General features: G+C 51.8%; 16 protein-coding genes. 1 reads left to right on the top strand and 15 read right to left on the bottom strand.

Annotated features, from left to right (window positions below; translation table 11 throughout):
- Positions 1-144 precede the first annotated feature (144 nt).
- From LK436_RS08885 to LK436_RS08855, 7 genes are all read right to left on the bottom strand, one after another.
- The gene (locus LK436_RS08885) at positions 145-2,397 is read right to left on the bottom strand and encodes a penicillin-binding transpeptidase domain-containing protein (protein WP_008398739.1); all 2,253 of its coding nucleotides are present in this window, start codon (positions 2,395-2,397) and stop codon (positions 145-147) included.
- The gene (locus LK436_RS08880) at positions 2,372-2,872 is read right to left on the bottom strand and encodes a cell division protein FtsL (protein WP_008398738.1); all 501 of its coding nucleotides are present in this window, start codon (positions 2,870-2,872) and stop codon (positions 2,372-2,374) included. Before LK436_RS08880 ends, LK436_RS08885 begins: the two co-directional genes overlap by 26 nt.
- A 42-nt stretch (positions 2,873-2,914) precedes the next feature.
- Positions 2,915-3,868, bottom strand: coding sequence for a 16S rRNA (cytosine(1402)-N(4))-methyltransferase RsmH (gene rsmH, locus LK436_RS08875; protein ID WP_008398737.1), 954 nt, complete (start codon positions 3,866-3,868; stop codon positions 2,915-2,917).
- Positions 3,865-4,290 carry a division/cell wall cluster transcriptional repressor MraZ gene (mraZ, locus tag LK436_RS08870; RefSeq protein WP_015574810.1) on the bottom strand — a complete coding sequence of 142 codons (426 nt, stop codon included), beginning with the start codon at positions 4,288-4,290 and terminating at the stop codon, positions 3,865-3,867. The genes rsmH and mraZ overlap by 4 nt, the downstream gene beginning before the upstream one ends.
- A 526-nt stretch (positions 4,291-4,816) precedes the next feature.
- Entirely contained in the window at positions 4,817-4,972 is a 156-nt protein-coding gene (locus LK436_RS08865; protein ID WP_008398733.1) for an aspartyl-phosphate phosphatase Spo0E family protein, read from the bottom strand.
- A gap of 2 nt (positions 4,973-4,974) precedes the next feature.
- Positions 4,975-5,850 carry a prolipoprotein diacylglyceryl transferase gene (lgt, locus tag LK436_RS08860; RefSeq protein WP_008398732.1) on the bottom strand — a complete coding sequence of 292 codons (876 nt, stop codon included), beginning with the start codon at positions 5,848-5,850 and terminating at the stop codon, positions 4,975-4,977.
- A gap of 118 nt (positions 5,851-5,968) precedes the next feature.
- Positions 5,969-7,297 carry a sodium-dependent transporter gene (locus LK436_RS08855; RefSeq protein WP_008398731.1) on the bottom strand — a complete coding sequence of 443 codons (1,329 nt, stop codon included), beginning with the start codon at positions 7,295-7,297 and terminating at the stop codon, positions 5,969-5,971.
- A 239-nt stretch (positions 7,298-7,536) separates the two neighbouring features.
- Between LK436_RS08855 and ychF the strand changes: the two genes are divergently transcribed.
- Entirely contained in the window at positions 7,537-8,634 is a 1,098-nt protein-coding gene (gene ychF, locus LK436_RS08850) for a redox-regulated ATPase YchF (protein WP_008398729.1), read from the top strand.
- Between the two features lie 164 nt (positions 8,635-8,798).
- Here ychF and LK436_RS08845 read toward each other — a convergent pair whose 3' ends face one another.
- The 8 genes from LK436_RS08845 to LK436_RS08810 all read right to left on the bottom strand — a co-directional run bounded on the left by LK436_RS08845 (position 8,799) and on the right by LK436_RS08810 (position 18,380).
- Positions 8,799-9,134 (bottom strand): DUF1292 domain-containing protein, encoded by a 336-nt coding sequence (locus tag LK436_RS08845; protein WP_008398727.1) that lies wholly within the window; start codon positions 9,132-9,134, stop codon positions 8,799-8,801.
- Between the two features lie 228 nt (positions 9,135-9,362).
- Positions 9,363-10,097, bottom strand: a complete 735-nt coding sequence (locus LK436_RS08840; protein WP_227910195.1) for a hypothetical protein — start codon at positions 10,095-10,097, stop codon at positions 9,363-9,365.
- Between the two features lie 87 nt (positions 10,098-10,184).
- Entirely contained in the window at positions 10,185-10,766 is a 582-nt protein-coding gene (locus tag LK436_RS08835) for a cob(I)yrinic acid a,c-diamide adenosyltransferase (RefSeq protein WP_015545207.1), read from the bottom strand.
- Between the two features lie 78 nt (positions 10,767-10,844).
- Positions 10,845-12,701 (bottom strand): ATP-dependent helicase, encoded by a 1,857-nt coding sequence (locus LK436_RS08830; protein WP_008398724.1) that lies wholly within the window; start codon positions 12,699-12,701, stop codon positions 10,845-10,847.
- Between the two features lie 129 nt (positions 12,702-12,830).
- The gene (gltX, locus tag LK436_RS08825; protein ID WP_008398723.1) at positions 12,831-14,282 is read right to left on the bottom strand and encodes a glutamate--tRNA ligase; all 1,452 of its coding nucleotides are present in this window, start codon (positions 14,280-14,282) and stop codon (positions 12,831-12,833) included.
- 187 nt (positions 14,283-14,469) lie between these two features.
- On the bottom strand, positions 14,470-15,822 hold the full coding sequence (gene mgtE / locus LK436_RS08820) for a magnesium transporter (protein ID WP_021965396.1): 1,353 nt from the start codon (positions 15,820-15,822) through the stop codon (positions 14,470-14,472).
- A 331-nt stretch (positions 15,823-16,153) separates the two neighbouring features.
- The gene (locus LK436_RS08815) at positions 16,154-17,203 is read right to left on the bottom strand and encodes an ABC transporter permease (RefSeq protein ID WP_147594840.1); all 1,050 of its coding nucleotides are present in this window, start codon (positions 17,201-17,203) and stop codon (positions 16,154-16,156) included.
- Complete coding sequence (locus tag LK436_RS08810; protein ID WP_008398719.1) at positions 17,196-18,380, bottom strand: ABC transporter permease; 1,185 nt, start codon at positions 18,378-18,380, stop codon at positions 17,196-17,198. The genes LK436_RS08815 and LK436_RS08810 overlap by 8 nt, the downstream gene beginning before the upstream one ends.
- Positions 18,381-18,442 lie beyond the last annotated feature (62 nt).

Below are 18,442 nucleotides of genomic sequence, written 5' to 3'. Positions count from 1 at the left end.
GCTCCATACCGCATCCCTTCACCGCCCTGTCCCCTTACGGCAGAGGGCGTCTTTCTCTCTGCTTGGTACAGTATATTGGAAAAAAAACATTTTATGTGTTTGTAATCGCAGGCTTACGGATTCACTTCCGTCCCGCCCGTCTCTCTATGCGCCGGCTTCTCCCTGGGCGCCTGATACCGGTGAAGCCGGCTCCTCCCCTTCAGGCGATGCCGCGCTGCCCTCTGACTCCTGGCTTCCGTCCGCTGTCTGGTCTGCCGCGCTTTCCGCTCCCTGACTCTGACTTTCACCCGTTTCCGAATCTGAGGGCTGCTCTGCAAAAGCTTCGCTTCCTGACGTCTCTCCCGGATCGGCAGCGCTCTGTTCCGGACTGCCCGGCAGTCTTTCCGGGTAGCTCACGCCGTCATCGATAAATTCCTCATCATAGACAGGATAGGTTTCGCCGTCTGCGTTCGTCGGCGCTTCCGTGCTCTCCTCCTCGCCTTCCTCCGGCTCCTGGCTGGTAATTCCCTCCGGAAGCTCTGCCATCTCCTCATCGGCAGGTGCTGCCTCGGAATCCGGAAATACATTCATATAAGGAAGCACCTCTGCCATAATCTTGCTGAAAATCTCGCTGGCGAAGGTGGAATGAGCCTGTTCTGTTCCTTCCAGATGCGGTGTGTCAAGCACCACATAGCAGAGCACCTGAGGATCATGGGCCGGTGCATGCCCGATGAAGGAAACCAGATAGTTCTTGGCGCTTCTCGGATACTTCTCAGCCGTTCCCGTTTTTCCGGCTATCTCGTATCCTGCCACGGCAGCCGCTTTGGCAGTTCCGCCCTCGCCTGAGACGGTCTGGTAGAGGGCCTCATTGATAAAGTCTGAGGTTTCCTGGGAGATCGTCTCTCTCACAAGCAGAGGCTCCCTTTTTTCCACCACTGAGCCCTGTTCATTGAGAATCTGCTTCATCACATGGGGCTCGTAGTAGGAGCCCCCGTTGATCAGGGAGGCATATGCTGCAGCCATCTGTATCATGGTGCAGTTGTAGTTCTGTCCGAAGGAGTTGGTGGCCAAATCGGCAGGGCCCATGTTTTCAGCCGTATAAATCAGTGTCGCCGCATCGGCCTCTCCCGGAAGGTCGATTCCCGTTTTTTGCCCGAAGCCAAAAATACTCTGATACTTGGCAAAAATATCCGTTCCCTCCATCCGGGAAATATTCATCATGACCACGTTGCAGGATTTCATCAGACCCTGCACAACTGTCGTCGGGCCGTGTCCAAACCTGGAAACACAGTGAATATCGTGTCCTCCGATGGAGAGAAAACCTCCGCAGTCAAAGCTCTCATTTCCGTTGATGATATTCTCCTCCAGGGCTCCGGCCACAGTGAAGGCCTTCTGGGGAGAGCCCGGCTCATAGGTGTCATTGACGCAGAAGTTTCTCCACAGCTTGTACCATGCATCTGACTTTGCCTTTTCGTCCATGGCGTCTATTTCTTCCTGGGAATAGTAGGCGCTCAAATCATAGGGATTGTTCAAATCATACCGCGTGCTGGTATCCATGGCCAGAATCTCTCCGCTCTTGGGATCCATCACAATGACTGCCGCCACGTTGCTTCCGATTCCCGCCTGCCACTCGTCAATGTATTTTTCACAGATTTTCTGAATGTTAAGGTCAATGGTGGAAACTACTGTATTTCCGTTCTCTGCAGGCTTAATTACCCGCTCCAGGTTGGAATCGTCGGTCAGATATCCGTATTCGCGGCCATTGTTTCCAATCAGCTCACTGTTATAGTACTGTTCAATTCCTCCTGAACCGGTGCTTCCATCCTTCTGGGCAAAGCCGATCACATTGCAGGCAGTGGCGCCGTTTGGGTACACCCTTCGGTACTCATCCTCAAACCAGACGCCCAGGATTTTCTTTGCCTCATTGTTTTTTTTGAATGCCTCGTTCCTCTCCCTGGAAGCTGTCTCAAACTGTTCCTTTTCCTCAAAGGTCATCTGCTTCCTGTAGCGAATGTAGGAGCTGTCTTTTCTGCCTGTGATAGTTTCCCTCAATTCCGCAGTGTCAAAGCCGAAGCACTCGTTTAAAAGCTGAATGGTCGGTTCCACACACTCATTTCTCTCATCAGAGTACATCTGCCTCGGATCCAGAATCAGAGTGTAGACTTTCTCGCTGGTGGCCAGGTAGGAGCCGTTCCGATCCACAATGTCTCCGCGTCTGTAGGGAATGGTTCTGCTCTCATAATCCTGGTGCCCCAACACCACCTGTGTATATTCCTCGTTCTTTTCCTGGACAATCGTGTAAAGAATGACGACAAGAGCAATTAAAGCCAGCATCATTACCAGTACGGTAATTGCCAGCTTCTCCTGCATGTATCTTCTGAACGGCTGCCTGTTATTCGTGTTCTGGGACGTCTTCATACTGTCTTACATACTCGCTTTCTGTTTTATCGTACAAAAGAATCTGATTCTTATTTGCATAGACCATGCCCAGCTCTTTTGTAGCGACATCATAGATATGATCCAGATCCACGTATGTATTGATGCTTGTTTCGAGGGCGTCATTCTCAGCCTTCAGCGCCTCCACGTCCTGTTCCAGGCTCTCGATATTTCCGATTCTCGTGGTGATGGATGACCGGAGCTGAAGGTACTGCATACAGATAGCCAGCGTGACAATCGCTGCCACAGTTAATGCCAGCACGTAAGGTGCATCCATCCTGAGAGCCTTTTCTCTATTCCTTCTTACCATTTGGCTGCGTCTGATCTCTGACTGCAGCTGCCGCCTGCGCTGTTCTTCTTCCTGCCGTCTCTCACGCTCCTGCGGCGCCCGTCTGACCTTTCTAACCGTATTTCCATCCGTATACGTCTCATATACAGTCCGTTTTCTTGCAGCCATGGTTTCTCCTCCTCACATTTCAAAACCCGGAAAGCCTCCGGTTTACTGCTTCTGATCGCCTGCTTTTTCGAACACTCTCAGCTTGGCGCTCTTTGATCTCTTATTTGCCGAGAGTTCTTCATCAGAAGGTAAAATGGGCTTTCGCGTCACCACGCGTCCCCTGCTCTTCTTTCCGCACATACACACCGGAAATTCCGGCGGGCAGGTACAGGGATTTTCATTGATGCGGAATCTGTTTTTTACAATCCGGTCCTCCAGGGAGTGGAAGGTAATGACAGAAAGCCTTCCTCCCGGATTCAGAAGCTCGATCATCGTGTCGATGGAGTTTTCCAGCACCTGCAGCTCCCGGTTCAGCTCTATCCTGATTGCCTGAAACGTCCGCTTTGCCGGATGTCCTCCCGTAGCCCTGATTTTTGCCGGAATCGCTGCCCTGATGATCTCTGTCAGCTCCCCTGCCGTCTCAATCTCCTTCTCCTGTCTGGCTTTAACGATATGCTTTGCAATATTTTTGGCAAACCGGTCTTCCCCGTAATCCCGGATAATCCGGTAAAGCTCCATCTCGCTGTAGCCGTTTACAATATCCTTTGCCGTTTCTGACCTTCTCTGATCCATCCGCATGTCAAGAGGAGCGTCGTCTTCCCTGTACGTGAAGCCTCTCTCAGCCGTATCCAGCTGGTAGGAGGAAACTCCCAAATCCAGGTAAATGCCGTCCACCTTTGCAATTCCCAGAGAGGCCAGGGCCTCCTTGATATTTTCATAGTTTGTCCGGATCACAGTTACCCGGTCCCCGTAGGGCTTCAGCCTCTCTGTCGCCGCCGCGATGGCATCTGCATCCTGATCAAGTCCAATCAGCCTTCCGCCCTCTCCCAGCCGGCTGAGCACCAGGGAGGCATGTCCTCCCCCGCCGAGGGTTCCGTCCACGTAAATTCCGTCCGGCCTGATATTCAGGCTGTCCACCGTTTCGTACAAAAGGACAGATGTGTGTGAAAATGTCATATTCCCAGTCCCTCCATATTTTCGGCAATGTCCTCCATGTCGTCATAGACATTCTTCTCTTCCCAGAGTGCCCGGTTCCAAATCTCAATTCTGCTTCCCACTCCCACCAGAGTCACCTCTTTTTCCAGATGGGCAAACTCCCTGAGCACAGCCGGAATCAGAATCCTTCCCTGCCTGTCCACCTCACAGTCCGAAGCTCCGGCAAGGAAAAATCTCGTAAACTTTCTGGCATTCTGGTTCGTCAGCGGCAGCGCCCGCAGCTTCTCCTCAAAGGCGGTCCACTCAGAATTGTCATACACAAATAAACAGCCGTCGAGTCCCTTTGTTACGACAAATTCATCTCCGAGCTGTTCTCTGAATTTCGATGGCATAATCAGACGCCCCTTGGCATCTATTGTATGACTGTACTCTCCTTTGAACATAAAACCACCTGCTGGCCGAAGCTGCCACTCGGCCTCCATAGCGCCCCACCAGGCCCCACTTTCCGCCACTTTCTACCACTTTGTATTTATAATAGTAGTACATACGAAAAAAAATAGCAAGGAATTTTTCAAAAAAATTATGTAAATTGCAAAGATCGGGCCGGCAATTTTTTCCATTTGGAAAATTAGCTGAATTTTCATCTCGTTTTCACGTTTTTCCGGCCGGCAGGCATCTTTTCAGGCCCCCTCTTTTCCGGTCAAAAAGTCTTTCTTTCCGCGAAGTCTGTCTTTCCGCGCCGGCCGCTGGACAAAATAAAGAATCCTGCCTCTCAGGATTCTTCGCCTGCGGCGGGGCTGCAAAGCAGCCATATCCCTCTCCGCCGCAGTGCGATCCCCGCGGAGCGTTTTTCATATCACAGGGAACGAAGTTTCCTGTGATATGAAAAACAGGCGCTGCCATAACGACAGCGCCTGCATGCGGCTTTGTTGCAATATGTGTTTAAGAATCTCTGAGAATTATCCCATTCTAATAGCCGGCCACAATATACTGATTCAGCAGTTCGTCAAGTTCCACGCTGTACTCGTATATCTTCCGGTATTCTTCCCTGCGCTCGATGCAGAGATCCATTTTTTTTCTCACCCTCTCGATTTTCTCCACTAACTCTTCTTTTGCATTTGCCATTTCTATTCTCCTTTTATCCCTGTTTTTAACCGCAATCGTTTCCAGATGATAACGGCTGCTGAGGCAGCCACCAGAATCATCGACAATGCCTGGGATACAGGAATACCCGTGCCAAAGAACAGAAGCTGATCGGTGCGAAGCCCTTCTATCCATGCGCGACCGAGTCCATATCCCAAAAGATACACCCACAGCACCTCTCCATCGAACCTTTTTCTCTTTCGGTACCACAGCAGAAAAATCAGGACTCCTACATTCCAGAGCGATTCATAGAGGAAGGTCGGGTGAACCTGGATATACTCCACCCCGTTTTCCACTATTCTATGTTCGAGAAGCCCCTGTGAAATCATAGAAGGATTTACCAGTGACATTTTAATTCTCATTGCGAACAGATTATCTGTGTAGCCGCCGAAGGCCTCGCAGTTGAAAAAATTACCCCACCGTCCGATAATCTGCCCTGTCACCAGTCCGATACATCCGCTGTCTGCCATCGAAAAGAACGAAGTCTTCTTGATCCTTGAAAATACAATCAACGTCAGGACGGCCCCGATAATTCCTCCGTAGATAGCCAGCCCGCCTCCCCGCAGATTGAAAATCTGGATTGGATCATTCTTATAAAGGTCCCAGTTAAAAATGACATAGTACAGTCTGGCTCCTATGATGGAAAAGATGATCGCATATAGGGCAAAATCCAGATAGATTTCAGGATTCTGTCCTCTCCTGCGCGCATCCCTCTGCGCCATATAAATCCCGGCAAGCATACCGCATCCTATGATAATTCCATAATAGGCAATTTCAAATCCTCCGATAGAAATACTGTTCCTCAGATGCTCGATCGTTATACCGAGATGGACAAAACTTATGTCTGCACCTTCCGTCATACACGTTCTCCTTTCGATGCAATTTTTATTTTAAGTCACGAATCCCCAAAAATCAAACACATTCGCTCGACATTGTATCCTCTTTTTCGACAAACAGGGCTCGGAAACCGACGTTTTTCTACCCAATTCCCTTATAGATAATTCCCAGAATAAATACCACAACCGTCAGCGGTACATACAGATATCTGGCCACTCCTCCAAACCAACCGGGAACAGGTGTCTTTCTGCCGGTTTCCAGCTCTTTCCTGATTTTCCTGTATCCGAATACATAGTAAACCGATACGGCTCCCAGCACAGCGCCGAGAGGGGTGACAATAATGGTGATAAAATCCATCCAGCTTCCCACGTATGCCTCCAGTTCCAGGAACACGCCGATGCCCAGGCAGATGATTCCGCAGAGCGCCACAGCCAGGCGGCGCGGTATGTCGAATTTGTGCTGCCAGCTCTCAATGACTGCCTCGAACATATTAATTAAAGAGGTAATCCCTGCAAACACCACGGACAGGAAGAAGATAGCAGAAAAAAACTGTCCCATGGGCATCTGCGAAAAAATCTTCGGGATTGTGATAAACATCAGGGACGGTCCGGAATTCGGCTCGATTCCAAAGGCAAACACAGCGGGCATGATGGCAAGAGCCGAAAGCATGGCTGCTACTGTGTCAAAGCCCACGGTCCTCATGGATGCTCCGATAATGTCTGTATCCTTATTGAGATAGGAGCCGTAAACGATCATGCCGGAGCCTGTGATGGAGAGGGAGAAAAACGCCTGTCCCATAGCCATAACCCAGGTATCCACATTTTTCAGCTGTTCCCACTTCGGCACAAAGAGAAAGCGATAGCCTGCCCCTGCACCGTCCAGGAAGCACACCCGCACAGCCAGCACGGCAAACAGTACAAAAAATACCGGCATCATGATACGGTTGGCCTTCTCAATCTGGGTAACTGAGCCTGTGAGCAGGATCAGCACGGTAATGAGAACTACGGCAATATGCCAGGGCAGGCTTCCGAAGCTGCCTGTAACCTGAGAAAAATATTCTGCAGAATCTGTGTTCAGAATGCTTCCTGTCAGGGAGCCTGCAAATGAGCGCAGCACCCATCCGATGATAATGGAGTAGCCGATCGCAATTCCCAGAGACCCGATAAGCGGAATCCAGCCGATTGCCTTTCCCACCGTCTTTCTGAAGCCGTCTTTCTGTCCGTCTCCCCAGCACAGCTCATAGGAGCCGAGGGTTCCCGTCCTGGCGCGCCTGCCGATGGCGAACTCCGCTGACAGGCCGGTCAAACCGAACAGCACCACAAAGAATATATAGGGGACCAGAAAGGCCGCCCCTCCATACTGCCCCAGGCGGTAGGGAAACATCCAGATATTTCCAAGCCCCACCGCTGAGCCCACACAGGCAAGTACAAAGCCCAGCGAGCTGCTGAAGCTTCCGTTTTTGTGACTCATCCAATTTCCTCCTTCACTATGCCGCTTTAAATTTAAAAAGCAGCAGTTTCCTTATACCTCAATCTCTTATCTTAATATATCGCAGGCAGAAAAGCAAACATTTTTCTCTTTTCTTTCCCCCCATTCTATGCTATTCTTATAAAAGACTATCAGCCGATAAAAAAACAGGGCTTCTGCCGCAGGTATTCTGCCGCGTGCCGTGCCTGAAGCAGCCCTGAAGAATAGAAAGGATACGTATTATGAAATTAGGTATCGTAGGTTTACCAAACGTAGGAAAAAGTACATTATTCAACTCTCTGACGAAGGCCGGCGCCGAGTCCGCCAACTATCCCTTCTGCACCATCGACCCGAATGTGGGCGTCGTTCCCGTTCCCGACGAGAGACTCCAGAAGCTGGCAGCGCTCTATAATTCTGCCAAGATTACTCCGGCTGTCATCGAATTTGTGGACATTGCCGGTCTGGTAAAGGGAGCTTCCAAGGGCGAGGGACTCGGAAACCAGTTTCTCTCCAACATCCGCGAAGTAGACGCTATCGTCCATGTAGTTCGCTGCTTCGATGATCCCAACGTTGTACATGTAGACGGAAGCGTAAACCCCTTAAGAGATATTGAAACCATTGATCTGGAGCTGATTTTCTCTGATATGGAGATTCTGGAGCGCCGCATCGCAAAGACTACAAAGAGCGCCATGGGAAACAAGGCTCTCGCAAAGGAGCTTGAAATCCTGAAAGCCATGTACGCCCATCTGGAGGAAGGAAAGCTGGCCAAAAGCTATGAGACAGAGGATGAGGACGAGCTGGCCTTTATCTCCTCCTTAAATCTCTTAACCTGGAAGCCTGTGATTTTCGCCGCCAATGTAGCCGAGGATGATCTGGCGGATGACGCGGCCGGCAATGCCTATGTCCAGGAAGTCAGAAAATTTGCAGCTGAAAACGGCAGCGAGGTATTTGTCATCTGCGCCCAGATTGAGCAGGAGATTGCAGAACTGGACGAAGATGAGAAAAAGATGTTCCTGGAGGATCTGGGGCTGAAGGAATCCGGGCTCGACAAGCTGATCGCCGCAAGCTACCGCCTTCTTGGCCTCATCAGCTATCTGACCGCCGGAGAGACGGAGACGAGAGCCTGGACCATCAAGGTCGGCACAAAAGCTCCCCAGGCAGCCGGAAAGATCCACTCCGACTTCGAGAGAGGCTTCATCAAGGCCGAGGTTGTCAACTACCAGGATCTTCTGGACTGCGGAACGTACACCGCAGCAAAGGAAAAGGGCCTTGTCCGCATGGAGGGCAAGGAATACGTGGTAAAGGACGGAGATGTGATCCTGTTCCGCTTCAATGTATAGTATGTAGAAAAAAACGAGGATATTTTGTTCCAGCGAAGTCACAAAATATCCTCGTTTTTTTCTTGGGAGGGAAGAGACACTCCCGTTTCCCTTCCCCCAGGAAAACCCCCATGTTTTTTTGTGACTTTTCTGGAACAAAAAAACATGGGGGTTTTCCACACCTCTTATTCTTCTAACTCGTCCTCGCCGACCAGCTCGTCGTACTCCTGCTCGTCAAGGAGCTCGTCGAAGGCGTCAGCGACGATCTCATACTCATCGTCGTCCTCGATGTTCTCAAGGTTCGGCTCTCCGTTCTCGTCCTCTGTATAGCGGTACAGGTAAACCTCTCCCTCTTCACTGTCCTCATCATCCATGGGAAGCAGGGCAATATACTCCTTCTCACCGGCCGGGAAAATAGTGAGAACTACACATTCCAGTTCTCTTCCGTCATCCAGTGTCAGGGTCACTGTCATCTCTTCCTCATTCTCTGCTGCCGGATTTACATTCTTGTTTTCAGCCATAGATTTTCTTACCTTTCTGTTTTATCTTTCACTGTGAAGCCCCGGACCTCTCTCTGCATGGTCCGCCTTTCGGGCCTTTCTCCTGCGCGGCAGGACAGGGCGTCCTTCTTTTTAAACTTTATCAGAGAAAAGGCGAAAAATCAAGCAGCTTTTCACCTGCTTTTCCTGTGAATTCCTGCATTCTCCGGGAAGACCTGCGGCGGGTCTGAAAATAGCTGCAGGCCGTCTCTATTCCTTCCGCTCTGAACCGGAGGGGGTTCTCCCCTGGTCATCCCCTTTTTCTGCGCAGTCTGCATCCTGAGTCCTCTCCCTGCCGCCGCTTTCTTCGCTTTCCTCGCTTTCCTCCCTGTCCCCTATGCTGTCCTGGGCTTCATTTTTATATCCGGCCATGCGCTCAAGCGTATCCCTCGACACCTGGTTCGTCATAAACCAGGATCCCATCTGGCGGTTCAGCCTGATTGTCATGGCCGCCTTTGGCTCAAAGACTACATAGATACAGAATACCGCCTCTATGAACTGTAAAACCATCCCCGCTGTCATAATGAAAATGGCGGGAAGGGCTGTTAATCCCGGCAGACCCATGACCAGCACCGGAGCGCTGTTTAAGAGGGAGGTTCCTCCTATAACCAGACCGATTCCCCTGGCCGCTATCATCAGCGCCGCCACGGCCCACCCGGAGGTCAAAAGCAGGGTATACCAGAAATAGAATACTGCTGTGCCGAACAGACTGACAAACCCGCTGGACAGGCTGATCCCGCTCGGCACGAGAGTCTGATAAAACAAGATCAGCATGATATAGAGCAGGCTGTATACCAGCCTGACTCCCGTAAAAGTGTAGACGAACATGTAAAGCTTGTCCCTCTCATAGATGTATCCCGGATGTTTCTTCTCCATCTCGTTTAAGTATCTCAGCCGCATTTCCTTCGTGATCAGGCTCATCTGCGGCTTTTTTGCTCTGTTCATTCTCACTGTCCTTTCCATTCTCTCCTGAGAGTTCTTCCTCCTGTGCGGCCGCCGGATTGATACACTTCTCATGGGGCCGGCAGAGGTTCAGTATTCAATCCCCCGGCGGGCTGTCATCCCCTTCTCAAAGGGATGTCTCCTGCACACAATCTCTGAGATATAGTCCGCCTCTCCCAGAAGTTCTTCTGACGGATTTCTGCCTGTCATGACCACCTCAAGGTTATGGGGCCTCTTTCGCAGAAAATCCACCACTTTCTTCTCCTGCACAAATCCGCCGCTGCAGGCTGCGAAGATCTCGTCAAGGATCAAAAGCGCCCGGCAGTCTCTGTCCGGGACGGCATTCTTTTTCTCCTCCCGCTCTTTTTCCTCCAGCCTATCGCAGAGCTCCAGAGCCCTTTCGCGCGCCCGCTCAAACATGGCTCCATAGTAACCGGACGCTTCCTCCCTCTGGGCATCTGTCATCTGCCAGGTAAACCCGAAACTTCTGTCGCACGGCAAAAGCTCGATGCCGGGAAGGCTTTTCAAAGCCCCCACTTCCCCCGACTCATCTGTCTTTAAAAAGCGGGCAGCTATCACATATCCCCCGCATCCCTGCATTCGCACAGCCAGCCCGACGGCGGCAGTGGTCTTTCCCTTTCCGTCGCCGCAGTAAATATGCACACAGCCCATCCGGTTCCACCTCTCTTTCCATTTTTCCATCCCCCGGTTTCAGAAACCGCTTCAGCTCTTATCCCGGTTTTCTTTCCATCACAATACCGTCTGCTCTTCCTCCCCGTCCAGATACTCCTCCACAAACCTGGAAACCTCCGCCGGCTTATGGTATCTCTCCTTTACGCTGTACACGTGGAGCCTCTGCTTTGCCCTGGTCATGGCCACATAGAACAGCCGTCTCTCCTCCTCGATATCTGCGTCCAGGACAGCCTTGCTGTGAGGCGTCACTCCCTCATTGGCATCCAGAATATAGACCACCCTGTACTCCAGCCCCTTGGAGCTGTGCATGGTGGACAGGGTCACAGCATCTGCCGTCTGCTCCCTCTCCCTGGCCTGGCGTTTCAGCTCCTCCCCATATTCGCTGATATGGGAAAACCAGGCGTCAAAGGTTTTGTAGCGGGCGGCGCTCTCCTTAAGCTGGTCTGCCGTTTCCAGAAATTCATCTGCCTTCATCCGGTGGGCGGCCGCGTACTCGTAAAGCCAGGCATCGTATCCCACGGACTTCCTGATATAATTGACGGCTGCAAGAGGCGACATGCGGCTGATTGCCGTCAGGTCAAATTCCAGGCTTTCGATCCGCTCCACCATCCAGTCCTTGTCCCGGTAATAGCCCTTGACCTCGTCAAAGGAGATCTGCGGCGCCTGAAGGGCATCCCTGCTGATATACCGGGCCGGACGGTTGATCATCTGAAGCACTTCTCCCCTCTCCCTGCTTCCCAGAGCCACCCGGATGTAGGCCAGAATATTTTTTGAGATCCAGTGCTCATAGAGATTCGGGACCACATCCCTGGCTTTAAAGGGCAGGTTGTACTCCATCAGCTTTTCTATAAGCCTGCGGGGGCCTGAATTGGTGCGGTAGAGAACGGCGATGTCCCGGTAGGCACAGCCTGCCTCGCTGTACATCCGGATCTCCTCGGCGATGCGGCTGTTCTCCTCCTCCTCATCCTTCCAGACACGGGTGATCACCTTTCTGCCTCTGCTTCCAGCCGTCCTTAGGGACTTTTTAAAGCGTTTTTCATTGTTTCCGATCAGACGCAGGGACGCGTCCACAATCTCCTTCGTGGAGCGGTAGTTGACATCGAGAAGAACTCTCCCGGCATCTGGATAGTCCCGCTCGAAACCCAGCATAATCTCCGGCCTCGCTCCCCGAAACCGGTAGATGGACTGATCATCGTCCCCCACAATAAACAGATTGTTCCGGGGGGCTGCAAGCATCCGCACAATCTCATACTGCAGCCGGTTAATGTCTTGAAACTCGTCCACCAAAATATAGGCATACTTTTTCTGCCAGGCCCCCAGAATATCCGGCCGCTGCCGGAACAGCTCATAGCACATTACAAGCATGTCATCAAAGTCGATCTTTCTGTTTCTTCTGAGTCTCTCCTCATAGCCTGCATAGATTCGCTTGAAGGCCTCCTCCGAGCAGCTCTTTGCATAATAGTGGTCAAGATCAATCAGCTCTCCCTTCACAGAGCTTATCTCTGAAAGAAGGGAGGCGATCAGCTCATTTTCGTCCTCCGGCTCCAGCTGCTCCTTTGCCACCAGTTCCCGCATAAAGCGAAGCCGCTGATCCTCCCTGATAATATCGGCTGCCTCATAGCCGTAGGCCAGCTTGAGGATCCTGAAAAAAACGGCATGGAAGGTTCCAAAGCTCACCTGCCCCCGCAGGCACCGCCCCTCCATCAGACGCTCAAACCGCTCCTTCATTTCTCTGGCTGCGGCCCTCGTAAATGTGATGACAAGAATCGATGAGGGGTTGACTCCATGCCTCTCAATCAGGCTCTGCACCCTGTGTGTCACCACCGTCGTCTTTCCCGAGCCCGGCCCGGCAAGGACCATCATGGGGCCTTCCCCGTGGTTTACCGCCGCCTCCTGCGCTTTATTAAATGGCATACCTGTCCACTCGCTCCCTCCAACAGACTTCCTGCAGCGCTGCGGCCTGCGCGTCGCTGCCTCATACGTCAAAGAAGGATGCCGCGGAACCCATCCGCAAGGCATCCCTCTTTTATATAAGCATCTCTTCTATTTCTCGAGAAGCTCGATTCCTTTTCTGATTCTCTTTAAGGATTCCTCTTTTCCGAGAACCTCCATAATCTCCGTAGCCCCCGCAGGCGTCATCTGCTTGCCTGAGACAGCTGTACGGATAGGCCACATAACAAAACCTGTCTTTACCCCTGTTTCAGAAATGTAGGCAGACAGTCTCTCATAGAGAGCGTCATTGGAGAAATCCTCCTGGGCCTCCAGAATCGGCAGCACGTCCTTTAACACCTTTAAGGAAGTCTCCTCTGTGGATTTCATCTTCTTGTGGACGTACATCTGCGGATCGTACTCCGGAAGCTCCTCAAAGAAGTCAATATGTCCCGCAATGTCCGGGAACACCTCAATCCTCGTCTTCACCATGGCTGCAATCTTCTTCAGATCCAGATCCTTTTTGATCACGGCTTTGATATAGGGCTCTGCCATCTCATAGAACCGGTCAAAGTCCATGGCCTTCATATACTCGCCGTTCATCCATCTGAGCTTTACCATATCAAACACTGCCGGCGACTTGCTGATGTGTCTGTAATCAAACTGCTTAATCAGCTCGTCCAGCGTAAAGATCTCCTGGTTGCTCTCCGGAGACCAGCCTAACAGCGCCACGAAGTTCACCACAGCCTCTGAGAGGAAGCCCTGGTCGATGAGATCCTGGTAGGAAGAGTGACCGCTTCTCTTGCTCAGCTTCTTGTGCTCCTCATTTGTGATGGTCGGGCAGTGTACGTACACGGGAACCTCCCAGCCAAACGCCTCATAAAGGCGGTTGTACTTCGGGGAGGAGGAAAGATACTCATTTCCCCTCACCACATGGGTGATTTTCTGTAAATGGTCGTCGACCACGTTGGCAAAATTATAGGTGGGATAGCCGTCGGACTTAATAAGAACCATGTCGTCCAGCTCCGAGTTGTCCACGCTGATGTCACCGTAAATCTCGTCGTGGAAGGTTGTCCTTCCCTCCTGTGGATTGTTCTGGCGGATGACGAAAGGCTTTCCGGCAGCCAGGTTTGCCTCAACCTCCTCCTTGGACAGGTGCAGACAGTGCTTGTCATAGACCATAATTTCCTCGCCGTTTACGGTCTTTCTCAGGCTGTTTAAGCGCTCCTGATCACAGAAGCAGTAGTATGCTTCCCCCTTGTCAATGAGCTTTTTCGCATACTCCATATAGATGCCTGCCTTCTGGCGGTCGCTCTGGACGTAAGGACCTACCGGTCCTCCCACGTCCGGGCCCTCATCGTGAATCAGGCCTGTATCCTTTAAGGTATTATAAATAATCTCAGTGGCGCCCTCCACGTAGCGCTCCTGATCCGTATCCTCAATTCTTAAAATATAGTCGCCGCCCTCATGCTTGGCAATCAGGTAAGCGTACAGTGCAGTCCTTAAATTTCCGACATGCATCTTCCCAGTCGGGCTTGGGGCATATCTCGTTCTGATCTTTTCCATAGCTCCACACTCCTCACTTTGATAATTCAGTCCAGTCAGATAACTGAACTGCTGCTAAAGATACTTAATTATATCGCCTTATCTGAAAAAATACAAGCCTGGAGTGGGACTGAAATCCTGTCCTCTGGCATAGCCCCGGAAACTCCTTTATCCTCACAGAGGCAGCCTGAATGATTTCTGATGCTTGCTAAACCGCCATATCCAGCAGGTGGCAGGCAAAATTAAAGTAGATGACAAGACTGCAGGCATCCAGGATCGTGGAAATCATCGGGGATGCCATCAGGGCCGGATCCAGGTGCAGCACCTTTGCGATAATGGGCAGCGTGCATCCGATCGTCTTGGCAATAATGACGATACAGAAAATGCTCAGCACTACAGTCAGGCAGATCATCTCCTGTCCCGGATAGGACAGGCTCAGACGGATGAAGTTTGCCACAGCCAGGCAGAATCCCACTAAAACGCCGACTCTCAGCTCCTTCCACACCACCTTCACAATGTCTGCTGGGCTGATCTCTCCCACCGCCATACCTCGGATAATCATGGTGCTGGCCTGGCTTCCCGAGTTTCCTCCCGTGTTCATCAGCATGGGGATAAAGGTAACAAGCAGAGGGATCGCAGAGAACGCCTCCTCATACTGGGTCAGGATCTCTCCCGTGACCATACTGCTGAACATCAGCACTAACAGCCACACGATCCTGTTTTTGGCGAGCTGGAACACACTCGTTTTCAGGTAGGGCTTCTCGCTGGGGTTCATGGCCGCCATCTTCTCAAAATCCTCGGTAGCCTCCTGCTCCATGACATCCATAATGTCGTCAACCGTGATAATTCCCACCAGCCGGTTTTCCCCGTCCACAACAGGAAGGCTTAAAAGGGCATACTCATTGAACATGGCCGCCACGGCCTCCTGATCCTCTGTGGTGACAGCCTTCAGCACATGGGTGTCCATGATCTCCTCGATGGTTGTGGTGTAGGGGCTCATGAGAAGATCCTTTACTGTGACGACTCCCTCCAGATGGCGGGCCGCATCCATGACATAGCAGGTGTAGATGGTTTCCTTGTCCACCCCGTATTTTCTGATGTAGGCAAAGGCCTCCTCCACCGTCATGGCCTTTTTCAGTCCCACATATTCGGCTGTCATCACGCTTCCCGCACTGTTCTCAGGATATTTTAAAAACTGGTTGATCAGCGCTCTGGTGTCAGGGCTTGAATTTTTCAGCACCCTTTTTACAATGGTAGCCGGAAGCTCCTCCAGCATATCCACCGCATCATCCACAAACAGATCATCCATGATATACTGAAGCTCTGTATCCGTGATGCTGGTAATAATGTGCTGCTGCTTCTCCACCGGAAGGCAGGCAAACACATCTGTGGCAATCTCCTTAGGGAGCGTTCTGAACACCACCACCGTCTTTTCAGAATCCAGCTCCTCGATAAACGAGGCAATGTCCACCTCATTCATCTCTATCAGTTTTTCCTTCAGGCTCCTGTATTTTTTTTCATCTGCCAGAAGGTGCAGCTCATCGAAATTCATCTCTTCCATGCCAGATTCCTTCCCCCTCATCAATCCTTGGTCCTATATACAGAGACGGCAAAAAGCGGAGCACCCGCGCCGCAGCCACACAGGGCCCGACGGCAGAAACGCCGTCCTTTACGGTATCGGGATGCTCCGCTTCTCCGGGCATCGCGTACTCTTTTTTTATTATAGTCAGAATCCTGTTAAATTTCAATGTGTTTAAAGAGAGTTTTCCAAAATCTGACACAGTCTTTTAAAAGACTTTACAGTCAGACCTGTATCTTCTTTTCCTCCCTGCCGGAGACCGGAGCCTATCCTGGGGCCTGCAGAAGGCGGGACTCTCCAGCCGGCAGAACTCCTACAGAAACGCAGCTGCTTTCAGATAATACCAGGGCAAAAACAGCTTTCCCGCAGTTTTCAAAGCCGGAAGGAACAGGGACAGATCCACAAAAACAGGGCAGAAGACAAGGCTTCCGATAATAAAAAAAGGAATCAGGCAGGCGATGGCCAGAGGATTTCTGACCAGGCGGCAGAGAACCCAGGAAAAGACTGTGCAGCTGCAGCCATAGAGCAGAAGAAGACCTGCTTCCCCGGCTGGGCTCATGAGCACTCCCGCCGCTCCCAGACCTGCAAACCCGCTGAGACAGGCAAGAGATACAGGCGCTGCCAGGCAGGCCATAATGGCCGCCTCCCGCCGCAGACCGGACATGGTCCCGAACAGGCCTTTTTTTATATCCTCGCAGACTGTCACCGCCGCTGCAAGTCCCATGACAAAGATAAACACCGCCGCGATCCCTCTGGCAGGGGGAGAAGTTTTAAGCGTCGGCTCCTCCAGGGCGCTTCCCCCTGAGGTGACATACTGAAAAGCAAAGGTGCTCCCGTTGTTCAGATACCTGTCATAGAGGGGTTCCAGCTGCTCCCAGACGTCCTTCTGTCCGCAAAAGGCTTCTCCCTCACCGGCATATGCCTCAAGGAGCTCCCTTCCCCAGACGGTAAACAAACCGGAAAATACAATCTCCGTAGAAAGTCTTCCCGCTGTGGTTGACGGGGAGGAGACCAGCACAATGCACCTTTTATAGTCTCCTGTCTCCAGCCTCTCCTTAAGATCCTCCGGAAAAATATAACCGCACTCGGCTCTCCCCGCTTTCACATCTTCCCTGAGCGCTTCCTCAGAGCTGCTCACATAAAAGCCAAAAGATCCTGTGTCCGAAAGAAGCTCCTTTGCCACTTTCCGGTTCCACGCGCTTTCCCCGGCATAGAGAGCTACTTTCACCTGCTCACTCTCCCCCTCTCCGGCTGCCCTGAAGCACCACAGCCCAGCGGGAAGGAAAAAAAGAAGAGCCAGAAAAAAGATCCTCTTCACCTGTCTTTTCAGGGACAGAAAAAACCAAAGTCCCGTCTTATTCATAATCCCTCCTTACTGCCGCCGCAAGCAGAAAAGCGGCTGCTCCCAGGACTGTAAGCCTGAGTACAGGAAAGGCCTCCCCTCCCGACACCATCCACTGTACTGCGTCCATCAGAATCGCTGCCGGTGTCACGCTTCCCGCCCGCTGTACAGCCTCCGGGAGAAAGACAGAAGGAATCAGGCCACCCGCCATGAAAACAGAGGCCGCTGCAGTAAGAAACAGCGCACAGATCCCCGCAAATGCGTTCCTGGCCAGCTCATAAATGAGTATCGTCCACATGGCTGCCGCCATGCAAACCATAAGCCACACGGGAATACTGAATCCTCCGCTCTCCATGAATCCCATTCCAAAGCACAGAAAAAACGGCGCAGCCGTCACGGCCGCAAATGCCAGCCACAGGCACACGGCCCTGGCTATAAGTCTTTTTGTCCGTGAAAGACCGATTAAGAACAGCTTTCTCTCCATGATTTCCGAGTAGGGCTTTAAGAAACCGGCCGCCGGAATTCCCAGGAGCAAAAGCACCATCACAGAAGCTGAAATTCCATAAAAAGCGGCCGTTCCCACCTCTCCCACGGCACTTACCTCCTCTGTCCTGAAATAAACGGAGCGGTTCAGTGCGTATTTCAGATACATGGAATTTATATCTGCCTCAGCGCTTGGAATCTGTGTCTCTCTTCCCATTCTGCTGCACAGCTCATCCGCTGCATAGACAGCCGCCTGAGCCGTTTTCAGGATCTGTGTTCCTGCATCGGCAAGCTCCCTGAATACCGCCGCCTCCAACCCTGCATTTTCCGGAAATACGATGGTCACCGGCGTATTGGTGCCGTCCATAATCCCCCTCAAAAGCCCCTCCGGAAGCAGCATCAGGGCATAGAGTTTTCCCTGCCTCATCTGCTCCCGCCCTTCTTTTTCATCCACATAGGAGAATTCGCACAGGCTGGACACGCTTTCCAGGGAGGAGACCATGGAAATCAGTTTCTCAGACGCAGGATCCTGTTGCGGCAGCACGACTCCCACCCGGATATTCCCAACTGCACGGTCCGAGTAAAGCACCCTCCCCGCCGCAAAGGCAATCAGGCCCACAAGAACTGCCAGCACCGCTGTTCCCGCAAGAAAATATGGGGCGCTCTTGAGCGCCCGTTTCAGCTCCAGTTTCAGATACACTAAAAATGTACGCATCCGTCAACCTCTTTGTCCATGTTTCGTCTGCGCCTGCTGACTCAAGGCGCTCCTCTCATCTT

Origin of the sequence: Clostridium sp. M62/1, from assembly GCF_020736365.1 — a bacterium.
GTDB classification, from domain to species: Bacteria; Bacillota; Clostridia; order Lachnospirales; family Lachnospiraceae; genus Otoolea; species Otoolea saccharolyticum_A.
This window is presented reverse-complemented; position numbering and strand designations above follow the sequence as displayed.